Origin of the sequence: Fibrobacter sp. (assembly GCF_017551775.1) — a bacterium.
Classification (GTDB): domain Bacteria; phylum Fibrobacterota; class Fibrobacteria; order Fibrobacterales; family Fibrobacteraceae; genus Fibrobacter.
In genome coordinates, this window is the sequence record NZ_JAFZKX010000110.1 from 1 (window position 1) to 17,361 (window position 17,361).

Below are 17,361 nucleotides of genomic sequence, written 5' to 3' on the forward strand. Positions count from 1 at the left end.
CGAATACGACAACTACAAGGCTGCCGTTTCCAAGGCTCCGAACGGCTCTTCGGGCGACTACCCGTGGGCAAAGTTCAAGCAGGGTGGCTGGGGCAAGACTGTTGACCAGGAAACCGTCCTCCAGTCTACTGCCGCCATCAAGCTGAAGTTCGAAGGCACCGCCGGTACTTCCGGTGACTTCAACATCAGGCAGGTCGGTTCTCTCGGCAAGTGCAGTAGCTGCGGTAGCGCATGCGGTATCGGGGACGTCAAGACTGTTGTCGCTTCTTCCGTCAAGGCTCAACTCTCTGACCGCGTCCTCCACTTCCATGGCATCTCTTCTGCCAAGGCCGAAGTGACTAACCTTCAGGGCGAAGTCGTGAAGTCCGCCATCGTCAGTTCCACCATGGATCTCTCCGGCCTCGACGCTGGCATCTACATGGTCCGCATCGCTGGCAAGAACGTGAACTTCGCTCAGAAGATTGTTCTCAAGTAATAATCTGCTGATTGTAGAAATTCGGCATCCCGGTCTTTGAACCGGGATGTTTTTTGTATGTAAAATAAAATTTCTTTTCGCAATAAATGAATGTATATTCTTGCTAGGGAAAAATCTTTTTTTTTAAGGGGAGGTTCATTATGAACAAACGAAGAGCACTTGGCGTTTTTGCCTGTGCAGCCACGGCGGCTTTTGCCGCAGGCAATGTTTCCAATGTACTTTATTGGAATGGTGCAACAGATACCGAAAGTAGGGTTGAGACGGGTTCACCCAATCCTCATGCCGGCTATTGGTATGAATACAATGATTCAAATGACGGCGGAACGTCTAAATTTACATTCCCGTCAGATGTTGAAGAGAATGCCTACGGCAATTTCTTCGGCCCGCTTGTCGAGGCGTATGGGGGTGTCAAGGCCCATGTGGAGCTTGGTGAGGGTTACGATTATCCGTATGCCGGCCTTGGCTTCAACATCTGGAACGAAGAGCAGGATGGCGCGGACATTTCGTCTTGGGGCGGAATCGTGATTGGATATGAATCCACTCTTAGTTTCTCTGCCGAGCTCCAGGTCGAAAATGATAAGCTCGTGACCGAATACGACAATTTCAAGGCGCGACTTCCCAAGGCGCCTTCCGGTACTGAATATAGGCTTGATTGGTCAAAGTTCAAACAGGGTGGCTGGGGCAAGACTGCGCGTTTGAATTACGTTCTTGGTCACACCGCTGCTGTCAGGCTGGTGTTTGAAGGGAGCCCCGGCACGAGTGGCGACTTCCGTATAACCAGCATCAGGTCTATCAGGGGGAATGTCGATACGGTGATTACTCCGCGGCCCGATACAACTGTCATTGTGCCCGATACGACGGTTACTCCGCCCGATACGGGTTCCCATGTGGCGACTCGGTCCTCCGATACGCTCTATTGGGATGGCACTGTCGATACCGAAGGCAGGGTCTACACGGGTTCTGAAGATTTGACGGCCGGCTACTGGTACGGATTTGGCGATGCTAATGAATTTGGTTCTAGTTACTGGAGCCGAAATGACTCGTCCAAAATTACATACCCGTCGGATGTCGAAGAGAATGTCTACGGCAATTTCTTCGGACCGCTTATCGAGGCGTATGGCGGCATCAAGGGTAGTGTGATGCTTGGTGACGGCTATGACTATCCGTATGTCGGTGTCGGTTTCAACATCTGGAGCGAAAACCAGGAAGGCGTGGATATTTCGTCCTGGGGCGGCATCGCTCTTAAATATGAATCCACCCTCGGTTTTAGCGTAGAACTCGCGGTTGAAGATGAAAAGAACTATGTCCAATACGACAATTATATGGCGTCTATTCGCAAGTCTCCTACCGCTAGCGAAATTGTGCTTCCTTGGTCTAAGTTCAAGCAGGGAGGCTGGGGCACGGAAGTTAATAGGGATTCTGTCCTTGCCCGCGTGGCTGGTGTCAGGATCCGATTTGAAGGCACCGCTGGCACTTCTGGCGATTTCCGTATCATCGGCATCAGGTCGTTAGGGAAAGGTGCGGTTGTTCCGCCTGCTCCCGATACGACTGTCCATCCTGATCCTCACGTGACGGCACGCGTTTCCAATACGCTTTATTGGGATGGTGCTGTCGATACCGAAGGTCGTGTAGCAACTGGTTCGGGTGAATTGACTGCCGGTTACTGGTACGATTTCAGCGATTCTGAAGAAAATAATACTGTTTACTGTTACACACCTGACGGCACGTCCAAAATTACATACCCGTCGGATGTCCATGAGAATGTCTACGGCAATTTCTTCGGCCCGCTCGTTGAGGCGTATGGCGGTGTCAAGGGCCATGTGGCGCTTGGTGAAGGCTGTGATTATCCGCATGCCGGTGTCGGCTTCAATATCTGGAGCGAAAACCAGGAAGGCGTGAATGTTTCGTCTTGGGGCGGCCTTGTGGTTAAATATGAATCCACCCTCGGTTTTAACCTAGAACTCGCGGTTGAAGATGAAAAGGAGTATGTCGATTACGACAATTACATGGCGTATCTTCCCAAGTCTCCTGCCGTTAGCGAAATTGTGCTTCCTTGGTCTAAGTTCAAGCAGGGAGGCTGGGGCACGTTGGTTGATAGGGATTCTGCCCTTGCTCGCATAGCTGCTGTCAGGTTCAGATTTGAAGGCACCGCAGGCACTTCTGGCGATTTCCGTATCATCAGCGTCAGGGCGATTGGGGGAGGAACGGTTGTTCCGCCGGCACCCGATACGACTATCCATGTGTCGTCTTTGACTTCCTATGAGCTTTATTGGGATGGCACTGTTGATACCGAAGGCCGCGTGGAAACCGGTTCTGAAGAAAGGACCTCTGGTTACTGGTACGAATACGACGATGCAAATGACGGTGGTTCGTCCAAGATGATTTGGCCTTCCGATGTCGAAGAGAATGCTTACGGCAATTTCTTTGGCCCGCTTGTCGAAACGTATAACGGTGTCAAGGGTAGTGTGGTGCTCGGTGAAGGCTATGACTATCCGTATGCCGGTGTCGGCTTCAATATCTGGAGCGAAAACCAGGAAGGCGTGGATATCTCGTCTTGGGAAGGCATCGTGATTAAGTATGAATCCACCATAGGATTCCAAGTTGAACTTGGTGTCGAAAACCCAAGGGATATGACCGAATATGACGAATTCAAGGCTTATCTTCCCAAGTCTCCTACCGTTAGCGAAATTGTGCTTCCCTGGTCTAAGTTCAAGCAGGGTGGCTGGGGCAAGATTGCTGATATAAACAGTGTCCTTGGCAATACCGCTACGATCAGGTTCAAATTTGAAGGCACCGCTGGCACTTCTGGCAGTTTCCGCATCATTAGCGTCAGGTCGATTAAGAATGGTCCTAGCACGATTATCCCGCCCACACCGGTGAAGGAATTCGTTTCCAAGGGACTTTACTGGGATGGCGCGAAGGATGAACTGGGCAGGGTCAATACGGGCTCGAACACTGTGACTTACGGTTACTGGTACGAAGAGACCGACGAAAACGAGCATGGTCATTCCAAGTTCGTATGGCCGGCTAATGTCCATGAAAACGTGTACGGCAACTTCTTCGGACCGCTCGTCGAGACCTATCATGGCATCAAGGGCCGTGTGAAGCTGAATCGTGGTGCTCGTAATCCGTATGCAAGCCTCGGCTTCAACGTATGGAGCGAAAACCAGGAAGGTACGGATGTATCTGCTTGGGGTGGCATCGTGATCGAATATGAATCCACTGTCGATTTCTCTGTGGAACTCGTAACCGATGGCAACAAGAAGGACTCCTACTACGGTACCTATGCGGCGTCTGCTCCCAAGTCGTCCCGCCATCATACCCGTCAGTTGGTGCTTCCCTGGTCGAAGTTCAAGCGTTCTACTGGTTGGAACCGCTCGGTTGATAAGACTTCCGCCCTTAAGCACATCGCGGCAATTAAGATCAAGTTCGAAGGCCGTGCGGGCACCGTTGGCGATTTCCGCATAACCAAGATCAGGTCGATCAACAATAGCAGCGCTGTTGCCTTTAACAAGCCGGAACAACACGATATCGCATCTGTAAAGACCGTGGCCAGCCCGAAGGCGAATGCGGATATTACCCTTTCTGACCGCACGCTCTCGCTCCAGGGCATCACTGCCGGCAAGGTCGAGGTGAGAGACCTTAAGGGACATGTCGTGAAGTCTGTTGATGCAGGCTCCGCCGTGGATCTTTCCAGCCTCAAGGCCGGTGTCTACATGGTCCGCGTTGTTGGTCCGGGAATCGGGCTTGCAAAGAAGATTGTGTTGAAATAATCGGGTGATTTCGTTCACATATAGGCCCCGGGATGCGCTCTCGGGGCTTTTTTTTTGTTTATCTTGTAGATAAATCGCGAATAGTAAAGTATATTATGGGGTAAATAGATGAGGACTTTTGAAATGAAGAAAAAACTGGTTTTTTCGGCTCTGACAATCGGTGCCGCAATGTTGTTTTCTGCCTGTGACGAGGAAGGTCCCGTTACTCCGGAACCGGTGCCCCCTCCGGCGAGCAGCGCGACGCTCCCGGTTTCATCTTCGTCCGTTTCCGGCCCTGGAGTAGTGCAGATGCCTTACGGCCTTCTTCCTACTACGGCGAACGTTACTGCTACTGGGGAATGGTATACCGCATGGAAGACTACCTACTATAGGACTTACCAGCAAGAGGCTGCGCTTTATCCGGTGTTGGCGATGGACTGGACTTCTGTTTTCGGTACCTATGTCGCCGCAGGCATGTATCCTGCACGCATTATTTGGGATACCCAGAGCGACTCCTTCTGCGTTATCGACGAAAGTAACGACAACTACAAGAAGCGCGGTTGCACCGTGTCCGAGGCTATCGGTTACGGCATGTTGATTACGTTCTTTGCTAATGACATGGACGCCTTCAACTCCCTGTGGTACTACAGCAAGGGCTTCCGCGAATACCAGGGCGGCCCGAATCTGACCCCGTGGAAGATGGGTACGTATTCCTTTGAATCCCTCGTCATGCCTTCCAACGCCTCTTCGGCGACGGATGCTGACCTGGACATCGCGACTGCCTTGATTCTCGCCTATTACAAGACGGGAAACACCCTGTACCTGAACGACGCCCTCCTGATTGCCGGTGCCATTTGGGACAACGAAATCAGCCCGTCGTTGTTGATCTATTCCGGAAACATGGCTACGTGGAAAAAGGACGGAAGCGCCTACAACCCGAGCTACTTCTCACCGATCGCGCTTAAGCTGTTTGCCCTTATCGACAACACCCATGACTGGACTGGCGTGCTGAACACGATGTACACCTATATGGCGGGCGTGCAGGCGAAGGGCCCCGGACTTCTCCCGGACTGGAGCGATGCAAACGGCAACGCTGTCGACCCGAAGAACGGTTCCGCGACGAACACCTATTACAGGTTCTTCCACGAGGCCGTGCGCGTGCCGTGGCGTATCGCATGGGATTACTACTGGACGCAGGATCCGCGAGCCGTACAGCTGCTTATGGGCATGAACACCTTTATCTCGGGCAAGACGAATGGCAACCCGAGCAAGCTCACTTCAGAAGCCGGTACGCATATCTATTCTGCGGTAGCGGGTAAGGCCGACAGTACGCTCAAGAAGGAAAACCTGCAGCCGCACTTCCATGGCGCATGGTGCCTTACGGGTATGGGCGTGAACCAGGCGTGGATTGACGGCTGTACGACAGAATTCAACGCGAGGACGATTTCTGGCTTCAGCTACTTCCCGCACATCCTCATGACGATGTTCAGTGAGCTGCTGAACGGCTTCTTCATCAAGCCCGCGCTGCTCCCGCTGTAATCCTGGCGCATCATGCCGCGGTTGCATGGCTGCGCAATATGGTACGTCATGCCGCCGCCGGGCTTTGCCCGGCAAGGGCATCCACTGGCTTTTTAACGTCCTGCAACCTCGCAGGGCGTTTTTTTGTATATGGGCTTTGCGCAGCGCCCCCTCGCCGGCAAGCTCAACCCCAGATTGATATCTGGGGCTTCGCTTTTGCCGCGCGAAGTCCTTGCCTGCGACTCTCGGCTTTTGTACATGGGCTTTGCATACGCAAAGCCATGGTTTGGCGCCTCGGTCGCATGTGGGTAAAGAAAGCTCGGGGGCGAAAAAGAGATTGCATTGGCGTAAGTCAGCGCCCCCTCGCCGGCAAGCTCAACCCCAGATTGATATCTGGGGCTTCGCTTTTGCCGCACGAAGTCCTTGCCTGCGACTCTCGGCTTTTGTACATTTTGTACATATGGAAAATGATTCTTTGAATATGGATGCGGCGCAGGATAGCGCTGCAATCGGCGTGCAGGATTCTGCCGCAAACGCTGTGCCGGACTCCGCTCAGGCATCGCAGATAAGCATGCCCACTCCCGAACAGCTGGGCATTTCGGTGAAGGCCGGTCCCGAAGGCGGGATGCCCACGGTGACCGTGGGCGATACGTTCGATTTCCCGATCACGGTGAGTTGGAGCGTGCAGGGTAGCGCGCTCTTGGTGGTGCCTACGGGTTCCGCGAACGCGAAGGGCCTCACGCAGGTGGCCATGTCTCAGGAATCGGCGCGCTCCGTGAAAGACGGCAAGGAAATCGCCTCGATTACGTTTACCTACAAGATTGCGGCGCAGGATACGGGAAACCTGCATATACCCGCCATGCGGTTTGAAATCCCGACGCAAATGGGGCAGCCGCTCGATTTGCGGAGCGAGAGCGTGGATGTGCGTGTGAATGAACCCTTTAACCCGCTTCCGCTCGTGGTTGGCCTGGTTGTGGCCGTTTGCGTGCTTTTAGCGGGCCTGTGGCGCGCCCGCCGCCGTGCAGCGGCTCGTGCAGCCGCCGCCTCCAAAAATGCCGCCGAGAACGCCCTGCGCGAACGCATGATGGTCCTGAAACAGCGCGTGAATTCCGCAGACAGCCGCGAGTGGCTTTTGGAACTGGAAAGTATTTGCAAGGAATACGTTGCCGAAAAATTCGGGATTGCCGGTGAGGGTGCCGGAGATGCCTCCGCCGCCTCCGCTGTGAACCTGGACGCGATGGTTAAGGATGGCAAACTCGAAGGCTGGGAATCGCTGGTCGAAGAATTCGCGCACGCCCGCTACGGCGGCGGCAAGCGCGACGGGTTCGAAAATCGCGAAACCTGGAAGGGCGCCATGAAGCTCATGGGCGTATCCGAAGAAGAATAATCGGGTCCATGAATATCATCCGGGTTACCAAAGAGAGCGAGCGTGCGGGTGCGTATTACGTGCGCATCCAGGCGATGATGCGCAAGCACCAGATCCCGCTCGATGCCGAAATCGACGCGAAGGATGGCGCGGACTGCAACTATGTCCTCGCTCTCGACGATATTTACCCGGTGGCCACATGCCGCTGGTTCGGCATAGACGGCGAATCTGCGGAAGTCGGGCGCGTCGTCGTATTGCCGGAATACCGGGGGCAGCACCTGGGCCGTTCCGTAGTCGCCGAAGCCGAAAAGTGGATGCGCGAAAAGGGCTTCAAAAAAGCCGTAATCTCCAGCCGCGAAGGGGTCGAGAATTTCTACAAAAAAATGGGTTACCGCTTCGAAGAGACCGGTAAACCGCATCATGACACGTTCCAGTGCGTGTACATGGAAAAATCCCTCTAAATTGCCCTTCAGGGCGGAAAAAGGCCTTTTTTTCAATGGTCGTGTATGCAAATTAAATGTTTTTAATAACAAATTGCGTTAAATGTATTGCAAATAAGGTAAACTTTTGTTACCTTTCCCGCAAAAAAAACACATAAACTGCAATTCAAGGGGATTTTTATGAAAAAAATTCTATTAGTGTTGGCTGCGTCGTTGCTCGCGACGTATGCGATGGCGTCTGACTGGGTCCCGGGAGTGGAGGTTCTGACCGGTCATGAACAATACGAGAATAGAATCTTTGCCGATGCGCGCATGGGGGACGATATTGAACCGATTGTCGTGCGTTACACCAATGTTAGGCATCATGAGGAATATGGCTTTGAAGATATTGGCTTGACTGTGCAATGGAATAGGGATACTTGCACGATTTTCGGAAAGCTTAAAAAAAATTTGGATAATCGTAGAAAAGAAGCCGTCATTTTGTTACAGGGACCTAGTGTGACGGATACGGTCACAAGTATCATTACACTATTCTTGACGCCGGCAGGAGAACCGTACGCTAGGCTAGTTTCTGACAATATGGACCAGAGAATGGTCGTCGGTCGAGAAATCGAACCGATATATATTGAATATGGCAACGTCGCGCAGGTTATGCATCACACGGTCCCGTACGGACTCAATGTGGACGACAATCGGGATAAAGGATTAATCACAATCTCTGGAACCCTCCATGCATCGAATTGGCCTCACACGAGGAATTATGGGATTCGCATGCTCACGTGGGAATACGATACGCTTGATGTTTCGGGTAGAGCCTTTATATTTGCGAATAACGATTCCACTGACCTGAGAATTGCAAAAAATGATTCGCAACATGTGGTTGTGGGTGACACCCTGGATATGGTCGAGTTCTTCTTCAACAATATGGTGGGAGAACCTGAAATCCTCTCTCCCATAATTGAACGTTATTATTTGCACGTCGATCGCGAACGTGGGAGCATGTCTCTTCTCGTACTAACCAAGCCCGATCTGGATTATGGGGCCTATGAGATTAAGGTCATTGCCAGGGGCGAAAACAATAACGACACGGCGAGGGTGACAGTTTTCATGAGAGGTCCGCTGGTGCCTACTGAGATTTCCATGACTTCTGATAATGGCGATCAGCATCTAACTGCCGGTGAATCTATCAAGACGATGTATTTCAATACCAAGAACGCAGAAAGGGTGATTGTGGATGGTTTCCCGGGAACGGCCAATGTGAAAATTCAGGACGGCGTGGTGACTTTCAATGGAACCGTTGACCGCTCCGCCAATGGAAGGTACGCTGTCAGGGTTATTGCTGACGGCCCGGATATTGACGATACCGTCACGGTGTTTGTCACTGCAGATCCGTTGCCCATGATATTTGAACATGTCAGCGGTCCGGAAAGGCAGATGGTTATGCCCGGCGGTACTGTTGAACCTCTTGTGTTCCGCTATGACAACATTGCCTGGAACATTATTGAGAGTGATGGCCTCGGACTTGACGTTTCGATCGATACGGTGAATAATCTTCTCACGCTTTACGGCAATGCGAACCTCGATATTCCGTACGGGGAATACACCTATACCATCAACGTCGTAGGGTATGATTCCACCAGGGCGAGTTTCGTCGCAAAATACGATCTCGTAGAATCGCTGCCGTCCAGCTCCAGCGTGGAGTCCTCGTCCAGCGTAGCGTCTTCTTCCAGCGTGGAGGAATCTAGCTCTAGCATTGTGGCTTCCAGCTCCAGCATAGTGCCGTCCAGCTCTAGCGTCGTACCGCCGTCGAGCTCTAGCGAGAAGTCTTCCTCCAGCTCCGCAAAGTCCAGCAGCAGCGAGAAGTCTTCTTCCAGTTCTGCCAAGTCCAGCAGTTCCTCTGCAAAGTCCTCTTCTAGCAAGGCCAAGTCCAGTTCTAGCGAAAAGGGCGATGCAATTGTCGCTGCCGCTCTCCCGAACTTTGGGCTCGGCTACGTGAACAACGAACTGACGGTGACCTTGCCGAAGGCTTCGATGGTGCGCGTGCAGGTGTTCGACCTGATGGGCCACCGTGTAGAATCGTTCTCCGAATCGGTGAGCGCAACCAGGAGCTTTAGCCTTGCGCATCTGAACAAGGGTAGCTATGTGGTGCGTGTCGAAAGCGGCCGCATGGCACGCTCTGCAAAAATTGTGGTGAAGTAATCCGCTACTTTAGTGGATGTCCATCTTTGAAAAAAGATTCAGGACGGCGACACCAGAAACAATCAAAATGAGCCCTACGATGGCTCCGAGATCCGGCATCTGCTTGAAGAAGCAGATGCCGCTTATCGTTATGAGGGCGACGCCCAATGCCGACCAGGTGGCATACGCGATGCCGATGGGAACGGTGCGCAGGCTGAGGCTCAGCAGGTAGAGCGATACTACATAGCAGAGTATCGAAAAGATGGAAGGAACGATTTTCGTGAACTGCTCCGACATCTTGAGAAGTGTGGTGCCGGCAGTTTCTGTGATGATGGCTAGAAATAGAAAAAAGTAATTGAGCATGGAATTAATATACAAATTAATTTCTATATTGAAGAATATGCCGAGTTCACAAAAATTCAGAGACCATGTAGTGGAACAGTTCAAGGGAGAGCTCCGCGTGACCACCCGCAAGATGATGGGCGAGTACATCCTTTACGCCGACGGAAAAGTCTTCGGCGGAATTTATGACGACCGCTTGTTGGTGAAGCCCGTGCCCGCGGCATTGAAAATGCTCCCAGGTGCGAAAAAGCAGCTGCCCTATGAGGGCGCGAAGCCCATGCTCCGCATTACCGCAGAGCAGATAGAAGACAGCGCTTTCCTCGTGCAACTCCTGGACGCCATGCTTCCGGAAGTCCCTGCACCGAAGAAGAAATAATCTTTTTGTCACCTCGAACCTATTTCGCAATTGTCACCCTGGAGCAAGCGTAGCGCCGCGATAGGGTCCATTGGGCGGCATCGTTTTAAATCCCGATGAACGTACGGGATCAGCAGATGTTCGGTGTTCCATTTTGTGCAAAATAAGATATCTTCATGAATATGGAGATGTTTAGGGGGCTGGTTATGTTTTCGCCGAAACTGACATTGAGGGTTGTTCTGGTATGCGTGGGCATGCTGGTTTTCCCGGCGTGGGCGGGTTCCTCGAAAGCATCTAGCGAAGATGAAGCGCCTACCATGTTGGAAGTGGTTTTTGGCCTTGTTGATTGGGCAATCTCTTGCGACAAGGACGATACGCAATGCCAGCAGAGGAAGGCGGCCGACGAAAAACGGGCTGGCGAGGCGAGAGAGCGCGAACTCAAGGAGAAAAAGAAAAAGTGGAACGAGAAAAACCGGAGCTACAAGGACTATTATTTGGGATTGTCCTTGACGGCGCCGTTTGTTGCCGAAGATAGCGAGGTGATGTTCGGTCTGGAACTTGTTACGGGTCTAGTTTTCCGGTTTGGCGAATTTTACGCATCGATGGGCGGGGGCGCGAATGCGTCGATGGGTTTCTTCAATGGGGAGTTGTTCTACAGGCCTCCGATAGACATGAACGGCATCTGGAAAATTGCGCCTGAAATCGGTATTGGTTTGACATCCTATGAACCGTTCGATAGCGAAGATCGTGTTGAACCCCTGTACCATTATTCAGTGGGAGTGCGCTACGAGCATACGTTGCAGAGCAGGAAAAACATTATCGAAGACGAGGACGTGCTGATTAACGGCGTGAGCGTTGGCTGCGCCGTGTGGATGAACTATGCCGATTTTGCGGGCGTCAAGTGCGATGTCCGCTTCGGGCTGTATTTGTGATTCGCTTGATTTAAAGTTCCCACCAGGGGACTGCCCACACGTTTTCTGATAACTTGTATGGAACAGGAGTGTTGCAGGCGACTATTCCCATGGCGATGTTCTCTTTAGGGAAAGAGTCCTTGAAAGATGCGAAACCTTTTGCATCTTTCTTGGCTGGGTGTGAATCCAGTTTAATTTCTAGGGGGAATAGTTTCCCGTTGTATTCTAAAATCAAATCGACTTCGGCTCCTGCGTAGGTCCTGTAATGGTATAGCATTGGCCTTGCGCTCCAGGCGTTGATACGCTTGATGACTTCCATCACGACAAAGCTTTCAAAAATATGGCCGTACAACGGGTGAGACATTAGAACTTCAGGTGAGTAGATTCCTTGCAGCTGGCAAAGGAAACCCGTATCCACAAAGTAACCCTTGCTTTTGCCCGAAATTTTCTTGATGGGGTTCCTGTTGAAGGGCGGTATAGAAACCCACTGGTATGTCGCTTCGCAGATGTTTTTCCAGCGGAGAGCAGTCGTCCTGTCGATTCCGAGGTCGCGCCCCAGTTCGCTTTCGTTTACCTCCTGTGCCGAAAGTGCCGAAAGCAGCCGTACGAATCGGGAGAACAAGGTCAGATTTGAAATTTCGGCTATGGTACGGACGTCGCGCTCGATATAGGTGCGCATGTAGCCCGTGAAATAATCGGGGATGAGCGAGTCGGGCATGTCAAGGATGCCTGGCATTCCGCCTCGCCAAAGAAGTTTCGCTAACGCAGGGACTGATCCGTCACCAAAGTTGGAAAAATTGTCTGCCCCATCTTGCAACCATGCTTCCAATACGCCGCGTTCCTGTTTCTGGAACAATTCTTTATAGCAAAGCGGGTAGAGGTCGAGAACGGCGACTCGCCCCGCCATGGATTCAGCTGCGCCGCGGAGAACATTCAGGTTTTGCGAAGCGCTCAGGTAGAACATGGATTTGCGGGAATCGCTTGTATCGACAAATCGCTTGAGGGAGGCGAGCACTTGTGGAACATATTGCACTTCGTCCAAAAATCCGGGAATGGGCATCTGCCGCAAGAATAGATCCGGGTCGGCTTTTGCCCCGCGGATGTCTTCCACGGGGTCGAACGTGACCATGGACTCGCTTGGGACGAGTTCCTTGATAAGGGTCGTCTTGCCGACTTGCCTTGCGCCTGTCAGCAGTACGCAAGGAAAGTACTTGAATACGTTTTCGAGTCGGTTCTGGATGAAACGGTGCAGCATGTAGCCTCCATTTTTATGGATAATATGCATAAAATTATAGGTAAAATCAATATTTATCTATAAAAATATGGATTACTTCCATAAAATTAAAGGTAATTGCGTTTTCCGGGCTTTATTAAAAGGTGGTATTGTACCACCTTTTGGGCTGTTTCTTCTTTGAATATGTTTCTAAAATCTGTGTCTAGACACACTTTTTAGAAGTAAAATGAGGACTTTAATGTTTTTATCTTTGCTCAAGGAAGATATTCTGGGGTAAAATGCGCAAGATTCTTTTGTTGGCTGCGATGATGCTTGTGATGGCGGGGTGTTCCGGTCATCCTCCTTCCGCTGCTGCTTTTATGAGTATGAAGGAAAATGGGGCCTCCATTGTAGTTGGCGCTACGGCAAGAGTTGGTGATAATCATGAAGAGGGAAGGGTTGGAGATTATCATCATGGAGAGGGATATTGGAATTTCGATTTTTCAATGTTGGGTAGATTTGTTGATTTGCTAATTACTGGGATTGCGTTCGAAAATTATACGCCTAGAGGTATTTTTGGGGCGCATAGCCGATATGTCGGATTTCAAGGATGGGGAGGCGTGTCGATACATGCTGTTGATTATGAAAATAATCCGGTTTTTGGTGGGATGATGCTTATGGAAGAGTATCCCGTAAACGAATACCTTAGAGTTGGTCTAAGTGAATATGTTTCTCGTAATGCATATAGTATGAAAGATTTGTCTGATTTTCTGCCTGCTGCATGTTCCGGTTTTTATGGTGAAATCGGCGCAGGTGTTTATATGACATTTAGAAATTTGTCGTTGGAATTTCGATATGGCCGCGAACTTGAAAACCCGAATAATCGATTTTATTTTACGCTGAATTATCAATTCCAAATTATACGTATACGGGAAAAAAAGGAAAAATAACGGCGTCAGGGATTGAAAGATAAAATGCTTGGATTCCTGGGGGTAGAACCTTTTCGATTTTTTTACGGGAAAAGGTGGCTTATGCTCAGTTCAAGAATTGCCGCGAATGCGAGCAGGGTTATCCCGTACTTGGGTCGGAGTTTTTTGATTATGGGGAAAAAAGTGTTGATGATGTATAGGGTGGATGAAATGAAGAAGCCGGTGGCAATAAGATATGCGGGCAATCCGGCACCGGAGTATAACAGGCCGTTGTAATTGCCGCTGAAAAATATTTCCAGAGAATAGAAGAAAAAGAATGAGGCTATGCTTAGGGCTATCTTGAAGTGCTTGAGCCAATAGCTGGGAGTGTCGTTGCCTGATGAACTGTCGTCTCTCCAAATGTAAACTTTGAAGAAGGGAATGTAGGTCGAATACCAAAGGAAAATTCCGATTGCAGGGAGGTATTTGGCGAAGGACAAAAGCGGTCGTATTTTAATGTTCGAAATGAGCGAAGGATTGCGGACGATTTCGTCCATTAAGCAGCGACCTCCATGCCCTGATCCGAAGAGAAGCATGATAATGCAGAATACAAATGTGGCGGCGATGAGCAAAAGGAAGCCGATTAGCCCGGTTTTGTCGAAAGGATTTTCGATTCTTCTTTTTTCCTCTTCTCGTTCCCTGGCGTTTCTGATTCTCCGTTCGCGGTCTTCAAGCGCCTCGATGCGGGCCTTGACGATGTTTTGACGCTCGGGCGAGGGGTCTTTTTTGACGGCGTTGCGTTCTCGGTAAAGCATGGCAAGAGGCTTCTTGCGGATTTCGGCCTCGTAAATGCGGAGTTCTTTTTCGGTAAAAGATTTCATTTGTTGTCAATATATAAAAATGCTTGATTGTGCGGAATCGGGGCGTTGCGGGGTGTCCCCGCAGTGGGGGTACTGGAAGACCCGGCCCTTCGGCAGTGCTTCGACAAGCTCAGCATACCAGCTCAGGGACCTTGGCCGGGGCTGAAAGTAGGGGGAGGCCTCCCCCTTTTATATAATTCTGCCTACTTTCTACAGTCTATTTTGGGCGGACTTGCTTTTTTTTCGGCAAATTTTGTATTTTAATGTCCGTAAAAAATTTTAGAGGTACTCACATGGATATTCAAGAACTTTCGGAAAAGGTGCGTCAGCAGAGCGCATTCTGCATGAACTTGCTGCGTGAAGTGGAAGGAACAGTTATTGGTCAGAAGGCTCTGGTCGAAAGCATTCTGACGGGCATTTTGGCCGACGGTCACGTGCTGCTGGAAGGCCTTCCGGGTCTTGCCAAGACGACTGCGGTGAAGGCTTTTGCCGATGCCGTTTCGCTCGACTTTAAGCGCATCCAGTTTACGCCCGATTTGCTCCCGGCCGACTTGCTGGGTACCACGATTTACAACTCGAAGGAAGCGAAGTTCGAGACCCGCAAGGGCCCGCTCTTCACGAACCTCGTGCTCGCCGATGAAATCAACCGTGCTCCGTCGAAGGTGCAGAGCGCCCTCCTCGAAGCCATGCAGGAACGCCACATCACCATCGGTGACGAGACGTTCAAGCTCGACGAACCGTTCCTGGTGCTTGCTACGCAGAACCCGATTGAGCAGGAAGGTACGTATCCGCTGCCCGAAGCTCAGGTGGACCGTTTCCTGTTGAAGGTGAAGGTCAGCTACCCGAACAAGGCCGACGAAATGAAGATTCTCGATGCCGTTGCCGGTGCGGGCCTCCGTCAGCCGCAGGCTGTCGCCACGAAGGAAGACATTCTCGCCGCCCGCCAGCTGGTGAAGCAGGTGTACGTGGACGAACGTGTGCGCGAATACATCGTGAACCTCGTGCTCGCCACCCGCGATCCGGGTAGCATCAAGCGCAGCGACTTGGTCGGCTTCGTGGAAGTCGGTGCTTCTCCGCGTGCCTCTATCGGCCTCGCCCAGGCGGCAAAGGCCCATGCGTTCATTCAGGGCCGTGCCTACGTGACGCCGGAAGACGTGAAGGCCGTCGCGATGGAAGTACTCCGTCACCGCATCATTCTCAGCTACGAGGCCGAAGCGGAAGAAGTCTCCGCCGAAACCGTGGTGCAGAAGATTTTGGATTCTGTAGAGGTTCCTTAGTGAGCTATCAGATAAAGGGCGTTGCGGTCGTATAAAACGTTGCGCCTTAGTGTCATCCTGGCTGTTTGTCGACAGCCAGTTTTTTTATACCCCGCGCATGTCCGGATTCCAAACAATCTTGTGCATTTGCACCTGGAACCGGGCGTTGTTTTCGGTCATGGCCCTGCTGCCGAGCATCCATTCGACGATGCGCTCGTAGGGAAGGGTTCCGAAAACCGGAGAAATGAAGATGTGCGGCATTGCGTTTGCGACCTTGCTTTGCGAGAGCCGAACCACTACGGATTCAGCCTCCTCGAGATCTTCGATGCTCCCGACGACGAACTTGAGCGCATCCTGCGCGCCGAGCGTTTCGATGTTTTCCATCTTCATCTTCGAGGACATGCCGCTACTTTTGCATTTCCAGTCCATCGTGTAGAACAGGCCGGGCAGTTGCCACTTGCAAGGGACGGTTCCGTTCGTCTCGACATTCACGAGGAATCCGGACTTGCTCAGCCTGGCGAGCAGCTCGTCGACATCCTGGTGCAACAGCGGTTCGCCGCCCGTCAATGTAACGCTGTTTACGCTGGAACCGTCACGGTACGATTCTACTGCGGCGATAACCTCGTCAACGCTCATCGTCTTGTAATCGTCGCCTTCAACCGCATACATGGAATCGCAATAACTGCAGCGCAGGTTGCATCCGTGAAGCCTTACGAAAACGGCGGCAAGGCCCGTGCGCAGTCCTTCGCCTTCGATGCTCTTGAAAATTTCGGAGACTTTCATTTTTCGTATTCGACGGTGTTGCCTTCGCTTTCCTGGATTTGCACCTTGTAGCAGTGCGGCACGCGGTCGCAAATCCAGCGCGCGATGTTTTCGGCGGTGGGGTTGACGTCAATTACGTCGTTTAGGAACTGATGGTCCAGCTTGCCGTGAACCAGTTCTTTGATGCTCGAAAAGTCTACTACCATGCCGTTCTCGTCGAGCGTTTCGGACTGGCAATATACGGTGATAATCCAGTTGTGGCCATGCAGGCCGCGGCACTTGCTTTCGTACGGGAGCGAGAGCATGTGCGCTCCCGAAATTTCCATGCGCTTGATAACCTTGTACATGATTACGCTCCGTATTTCGTGGTGTCGGTGATGCCCGCTTCGGCGAGGGCCGCCTTGCGTTCGATGCATGTGGCGCATTTGCCGCAGTGGATTTCTTCGCCCTTGTAGCAAGACCAGGTTTCGCTGTAATCAATGCCGAGCGTTTTGCCGCGGCGGGCGATATCCGCCTTCGAAATTTCGGTGTAGGGGGCGTCGATGATGATGCCCGCGTAAGTGCCGGCCGCAATCGCGTTCGACATGTGGTCTACAAAAGACTTGCGGCAATCGGGATACACTTCGTGATCGCCGAAATGGTTCGCCATCATTACCTTGGTGAGCCCCTTGCTTTCGGCAAGGCCCGCCGCGACCGACAGCATGATTCCGTTGCGGAACGGCACCACCGTCGACTTCATGTTCTCGGAGGCGTAGCTGCCCTCGGGTATCGCGTCCGCGCCCGAAAGCAGTGACGACGAGAAGTATTCCTGCATGAACTTCAGAGGAATCGTGATATGCGGAATGCCAAGCTTTTCGCAGTGGAATTTTGCGAAGGGAATTTCTTTGTGGTTGTGGTTGCTGCCGTAGTCAAAAGAGACGGCGAGCGCGATTTCTGTCGCACGGTCGTAGAGCAGCGTGACGCTGTCCATGCCGCCGGACAAAATCAGCAGTGCGTTTTTCATCGGGGCTCCTAGTTTTGTTTAA

At 51.7% G+C, this 17,361-nt stretch carries 16 protein-coding genes; 10 read left to right on the plus strand and 6 right to left on the minus strand.

Annotated features, from left to right (window positions below):
- The 6 genes from IK012_RS12770 to IK012_RS12795 form a co-directional block, all read left to right on the plus strand.
- On the plus strand, positions 1-475 hold a 475-nt coding region (locus IK012_RS12770), incomplete at its 5' end, for a T9SS type A sorting domain-containing protein (protein ID WP_290955210.1).
- A gap of 140 nt (positions 476-615) precedes the next feature.
- On the plus strand, positions 616-4,248 hold the full coding sequence (locus IK012_RS12775) for a T9SS type A sorting domain-containing protein (protein WP_290955211.1): 3,633 nt from the start codon (positions 616-618) through the stop codon (positions 4,246-4,248).
- A gap of 123 nt (positions 4,249-4,371) precedes the next feature.
- The gene (locus tag IK012_RS12780) at positions 4,372-5,766 is read left to right on the plus strand and encodes a glycosyl hydrolase family 8 (protein WP_290955213.1); all 1,395 of its coding nucleotides are present in this window, start codon (positions 4,372-4,374) and stop codon (positions 5,764-5,766) included.
- 439 nt (positions 5,767-6,205) lie between these two features.
- On the plus strand, positions 6,206-7,132 hold the full coding sequence (locus IK012_RS12785; protein WP_290955215.1) for a BatD family protein: 927 nt from the start codon (positions 6,206-6,208) through the stop codon (positions 7,130-7,132).
- An 8-nt stretch (positions 7,133-7,140) separates the two neighbouring features.
- Positions 7,141-7,572: a GNAT family N-acetyltransferase gene (locus IK012_RS12790; RefSeq protein ID WP_290955217.1), complete on the plus strand. Its 432-nt coding sequence runs from the start codon at positions 7,141-7,143 to the stop codon at positions 7,570-7,572.
- Positions 7,573-7,731: 159 nt separating this feature from the next.
- The gene (locus tag IK012_RS12795; protein WP_290955219.1) at positions 7,732-9,750 is read left to right on the plus strand and encodes a T9SS type A sorting domain-containing protein; all 2,019 of its coding nucleotides are present in this window, start codon (positions 7,732-7,734) and stop codon (positions 9,748-9,750) included.
- 9 nt (positions 9,751-9,759) lie between these two features.
- On the opposite strand, the gene IK012_RS12800 is transcribed toward IK012_RS12795, so the two are convergent.
- The gene (locus IK012_RS12800) at positions 9,760-10,092 is read right to left on the minus strand and encodes a multidrug efflux SMR transporter (protein WP_290955221.1); all 333 of its coding nucleotides are present in this window, start codon (positions 10,090-10,092) and stop codon (positions 9,760-9,762) included.
- 37 nt (positions 10,093-10,129) lie between these two features.
- Between IK012_RS12800 and IK012_RS12805 the strand changes: the two genes are divergently transcribed.
- The gene (locus IK012_RS12805; protein ID WP_290955223.1) at positions 10,130-10,447 is read left to right on the plus strand and encodes a TfoX/Sxy family protein; all 318 of its coding nucleotides are present in this window, start codon (positions 10,130-10,132) and stop codon (positions 10,445-10,447) included.
- Positions 10,448-10,632: 185 nt separating this feature from the next.
- The gene (locus IK012_RS12810; protein ID WP_290955224.1) at positions 10,633-11,358 is read left to right on the plus strand and encodes a hypothetical protein; all 726 of its coding nucleotides are present in this window, start codon (positions 10,633-10,635) and stop codon (positions 11,356-11,358) included.
- Between the two features lie 10 nt (positions 11,359-11,368).
- Here IK012_RS12810 and IK012_RS12815 read toward each other — a convergent pair whose 3' ends face one another.
- The gene (locus IK012_RS12815; RefSeq protein ID WP_290955226.1) at positions 11,369-12,592 is read right to left on the minus strand and encodes an ATP-binding protein; all 1,224 of its coding nucleotides are present in this window, start codon (positions 12,590-12,592) and stop codon (positions 11,369-11,371) included.
- Between the two features lie 257 nt (positions 12,593-12,849).
- Here IK012_RS12815 and IK012_RS12820 point away from each other — a divergent pair, with 257 nt between their 5' ends.
- Complete coding sequence (locus IK012_RS12820; protein ID WP_290955228.1) at positions 12,850-13,500, plus strand: hypothetical protein; 651 nt, start codon at positions 12,850-12,852, stop codon at positions 13,498-13,500.
- A 62-nt stretch (positions 13,501-13,562) separates the two neighbouring features.
- Here IK012_RS12820 and IK012_RS12825 read toward each other — a convergent pair whose 3' ends face one another.
- Entirely contained in the window at positions 13,563-14,273 is a 711-nt protein-coding gene (locus tag IK012_RS12825) for a hypothetical protein (RefSeq protein ID WP_290955230.1), read from the minus strand.
- Positions 14,274-14,611: 338 nt separating this feature from the next.
- Here IK012_RS12825 and IK012_RS12830 point away from each other — a divergent pair, with 338 nt between their 5' ends.
- Entirely contained in the window at positions 14,612-15,595 is a 984-nt protein-coding gene (locus tag IK012_RS12830) for a MoxR family ATPase (protein WP_173378522.1), read from the plus strand.
- Between the two features lie 84 nt (positions 15,596-15,679).
- On the opposite strand, the gene IK012_RS12835 is transcribed toward IK012_RS12830, so the two are convergent.
- From IK012_RS12835 to queC, 3 genes are read right to left on the minus strand one after another with little or no spacing between them, the layout of a single operon-like run.
- A complete protein-coding gene (locus IK012_RS12835; RefSeq protein WP_290955232.1) occupies positions 15,680-16,357 on the minus strand; it encodes a radical SAM protein in 678 nt (225 codons plus the stop codon).
- The gene (gene queD, locus IK012_RS12840) at positions 16,354-16,683 is read right to left on the minus strand and encodes a 6-carboxytetrahydropterin synthase QueD (RefSeq protein WP_290955234.1); all 330 of its coding nucleotides are present in this window, start codon (positions 16,681-16,683) and stop codon (positions 16,354-16,356) included. Before queD ends, IK012_RS12835 begins: the two co-directional genes overlap by 4 nt.
- A 2-nt stretch (positions 16,684-16,685) precedes the next feature.
- Positions 16,686-17,339, minus strand: a complete 654-nt coding sequence (gene queC / locus IK012_RS12845; protein WP_290955236.1) for a 7-cyano-7-deazaguanine synthase QueC — start codon at positions 17,337-17,339, stop codon at positions 16,686-16,688.
- Positions 17,340-17,361: the final 22 nt, after the last annotated feature.

Bases quoted from the DNA above. Each gene is read 5' to 3' on its own strand.
- IK012_RS12775 (WP_290955211.1), top strand. From the start codon at position 616: ATGAACAAACGAAGAGCACTTGGCGTTTTTGCCTGTGCAGCCACGGCG.
- IK012_RS12780 (WP_290955213.1), top strand. From the start codon at position 4,372: ATGAAGAAAAAACTGGTTTTTTCGGCTCTGACAATCGGTGCCGCAATG.
- IK012_RS12785 (WP_290955215.1), top strand. From the start codon at position 6,206: ATGGAAAATGATTCTTTGAATATGGATGCGGCGCAGGATAGCGCTGCA.
- IK012_RS12790 (WP_290955217.1), top strand. From the start codon at position 7,141: ATGAATATCATCCGGGTTACCAAAGAGAGCGAGCGTGCGGGTGCGTAT.
- IK012_RS12795 (WP_290955219.1), top strand. From the start codon at position 7,732: ATGAAAAAAATTCTATTAGTGTTGGCTGCGTCGTTGCTCGCGACGTAT.
- IK012_RS12800 (WP_290955221.1), bottom strand. From the start codon at position 10,092: ATGCTCAATTACTTTTTTCTATTTCTAGCCATCATCACAGAAACTGCC.
- IK012_RS12805 (WP_290955223.1), top strand. From the start codon at position 10,130: ATGCCGAGTTCACAAAAATTCAGAGACCATGTAGTGGAACAGTTCAAG.
- IK012_RS12810 (WP_290955224.1), top strand. From the start codon at position 10,633: ATGTTTTCGCCGAAACTGACATTGAGGGTTGTTCTGGTATGCGTGGGC.
- IK012_RS12815 (WP_290955226.1), bottom strand. From the start codon at position 12,592: ATGCTGCACCGTTTCATCCAGAACCGACTCGAAAACGTATTCAAGTAC.
- IK012_RS12820 (WP_290955228.1), top strand. From the start codon at position 12,850: ATGCGCAAGATTCTTTTGTTGGCTGCGATGATGCTTGTGATGGCGGGG.
- IK012_RS12825 (WP_290955230.1), bottom strand. From the start codon at position 14,273: ATGCTTTACCGAGAACGCAACGCCGTCAAAAAAGACCCCTCGCCCGAG.
- IK012_RS12830 (WP_173378522.1), top strand. From the start codon at position 14,612: ATGGATATTCAAGAACTTTCGGAAAAGGTGCGTCAGCAGAGCGCATTC.
- IK012_RS12835 (WP_290955232.1), bottom strand. From the start codon at position 16,357: ATGAAAGTCTCCGAAATTTTCAAGAGCATCGAAGGCGAAGGACTGCGC.
- queD (WP_290955234.1), bottom strand. From the start codon at position 16,683: ATGTACAAGGTTATCAAGCGCATGGAAATTTCGGGAGCGCACATGCTC.
- queC (WP_290955236.1), bottom strand. From the start codon at position 17,339: ATGAAAAACGCACTGCTGATTTTGTCCGGCGGCATGGACAGCGTCACG.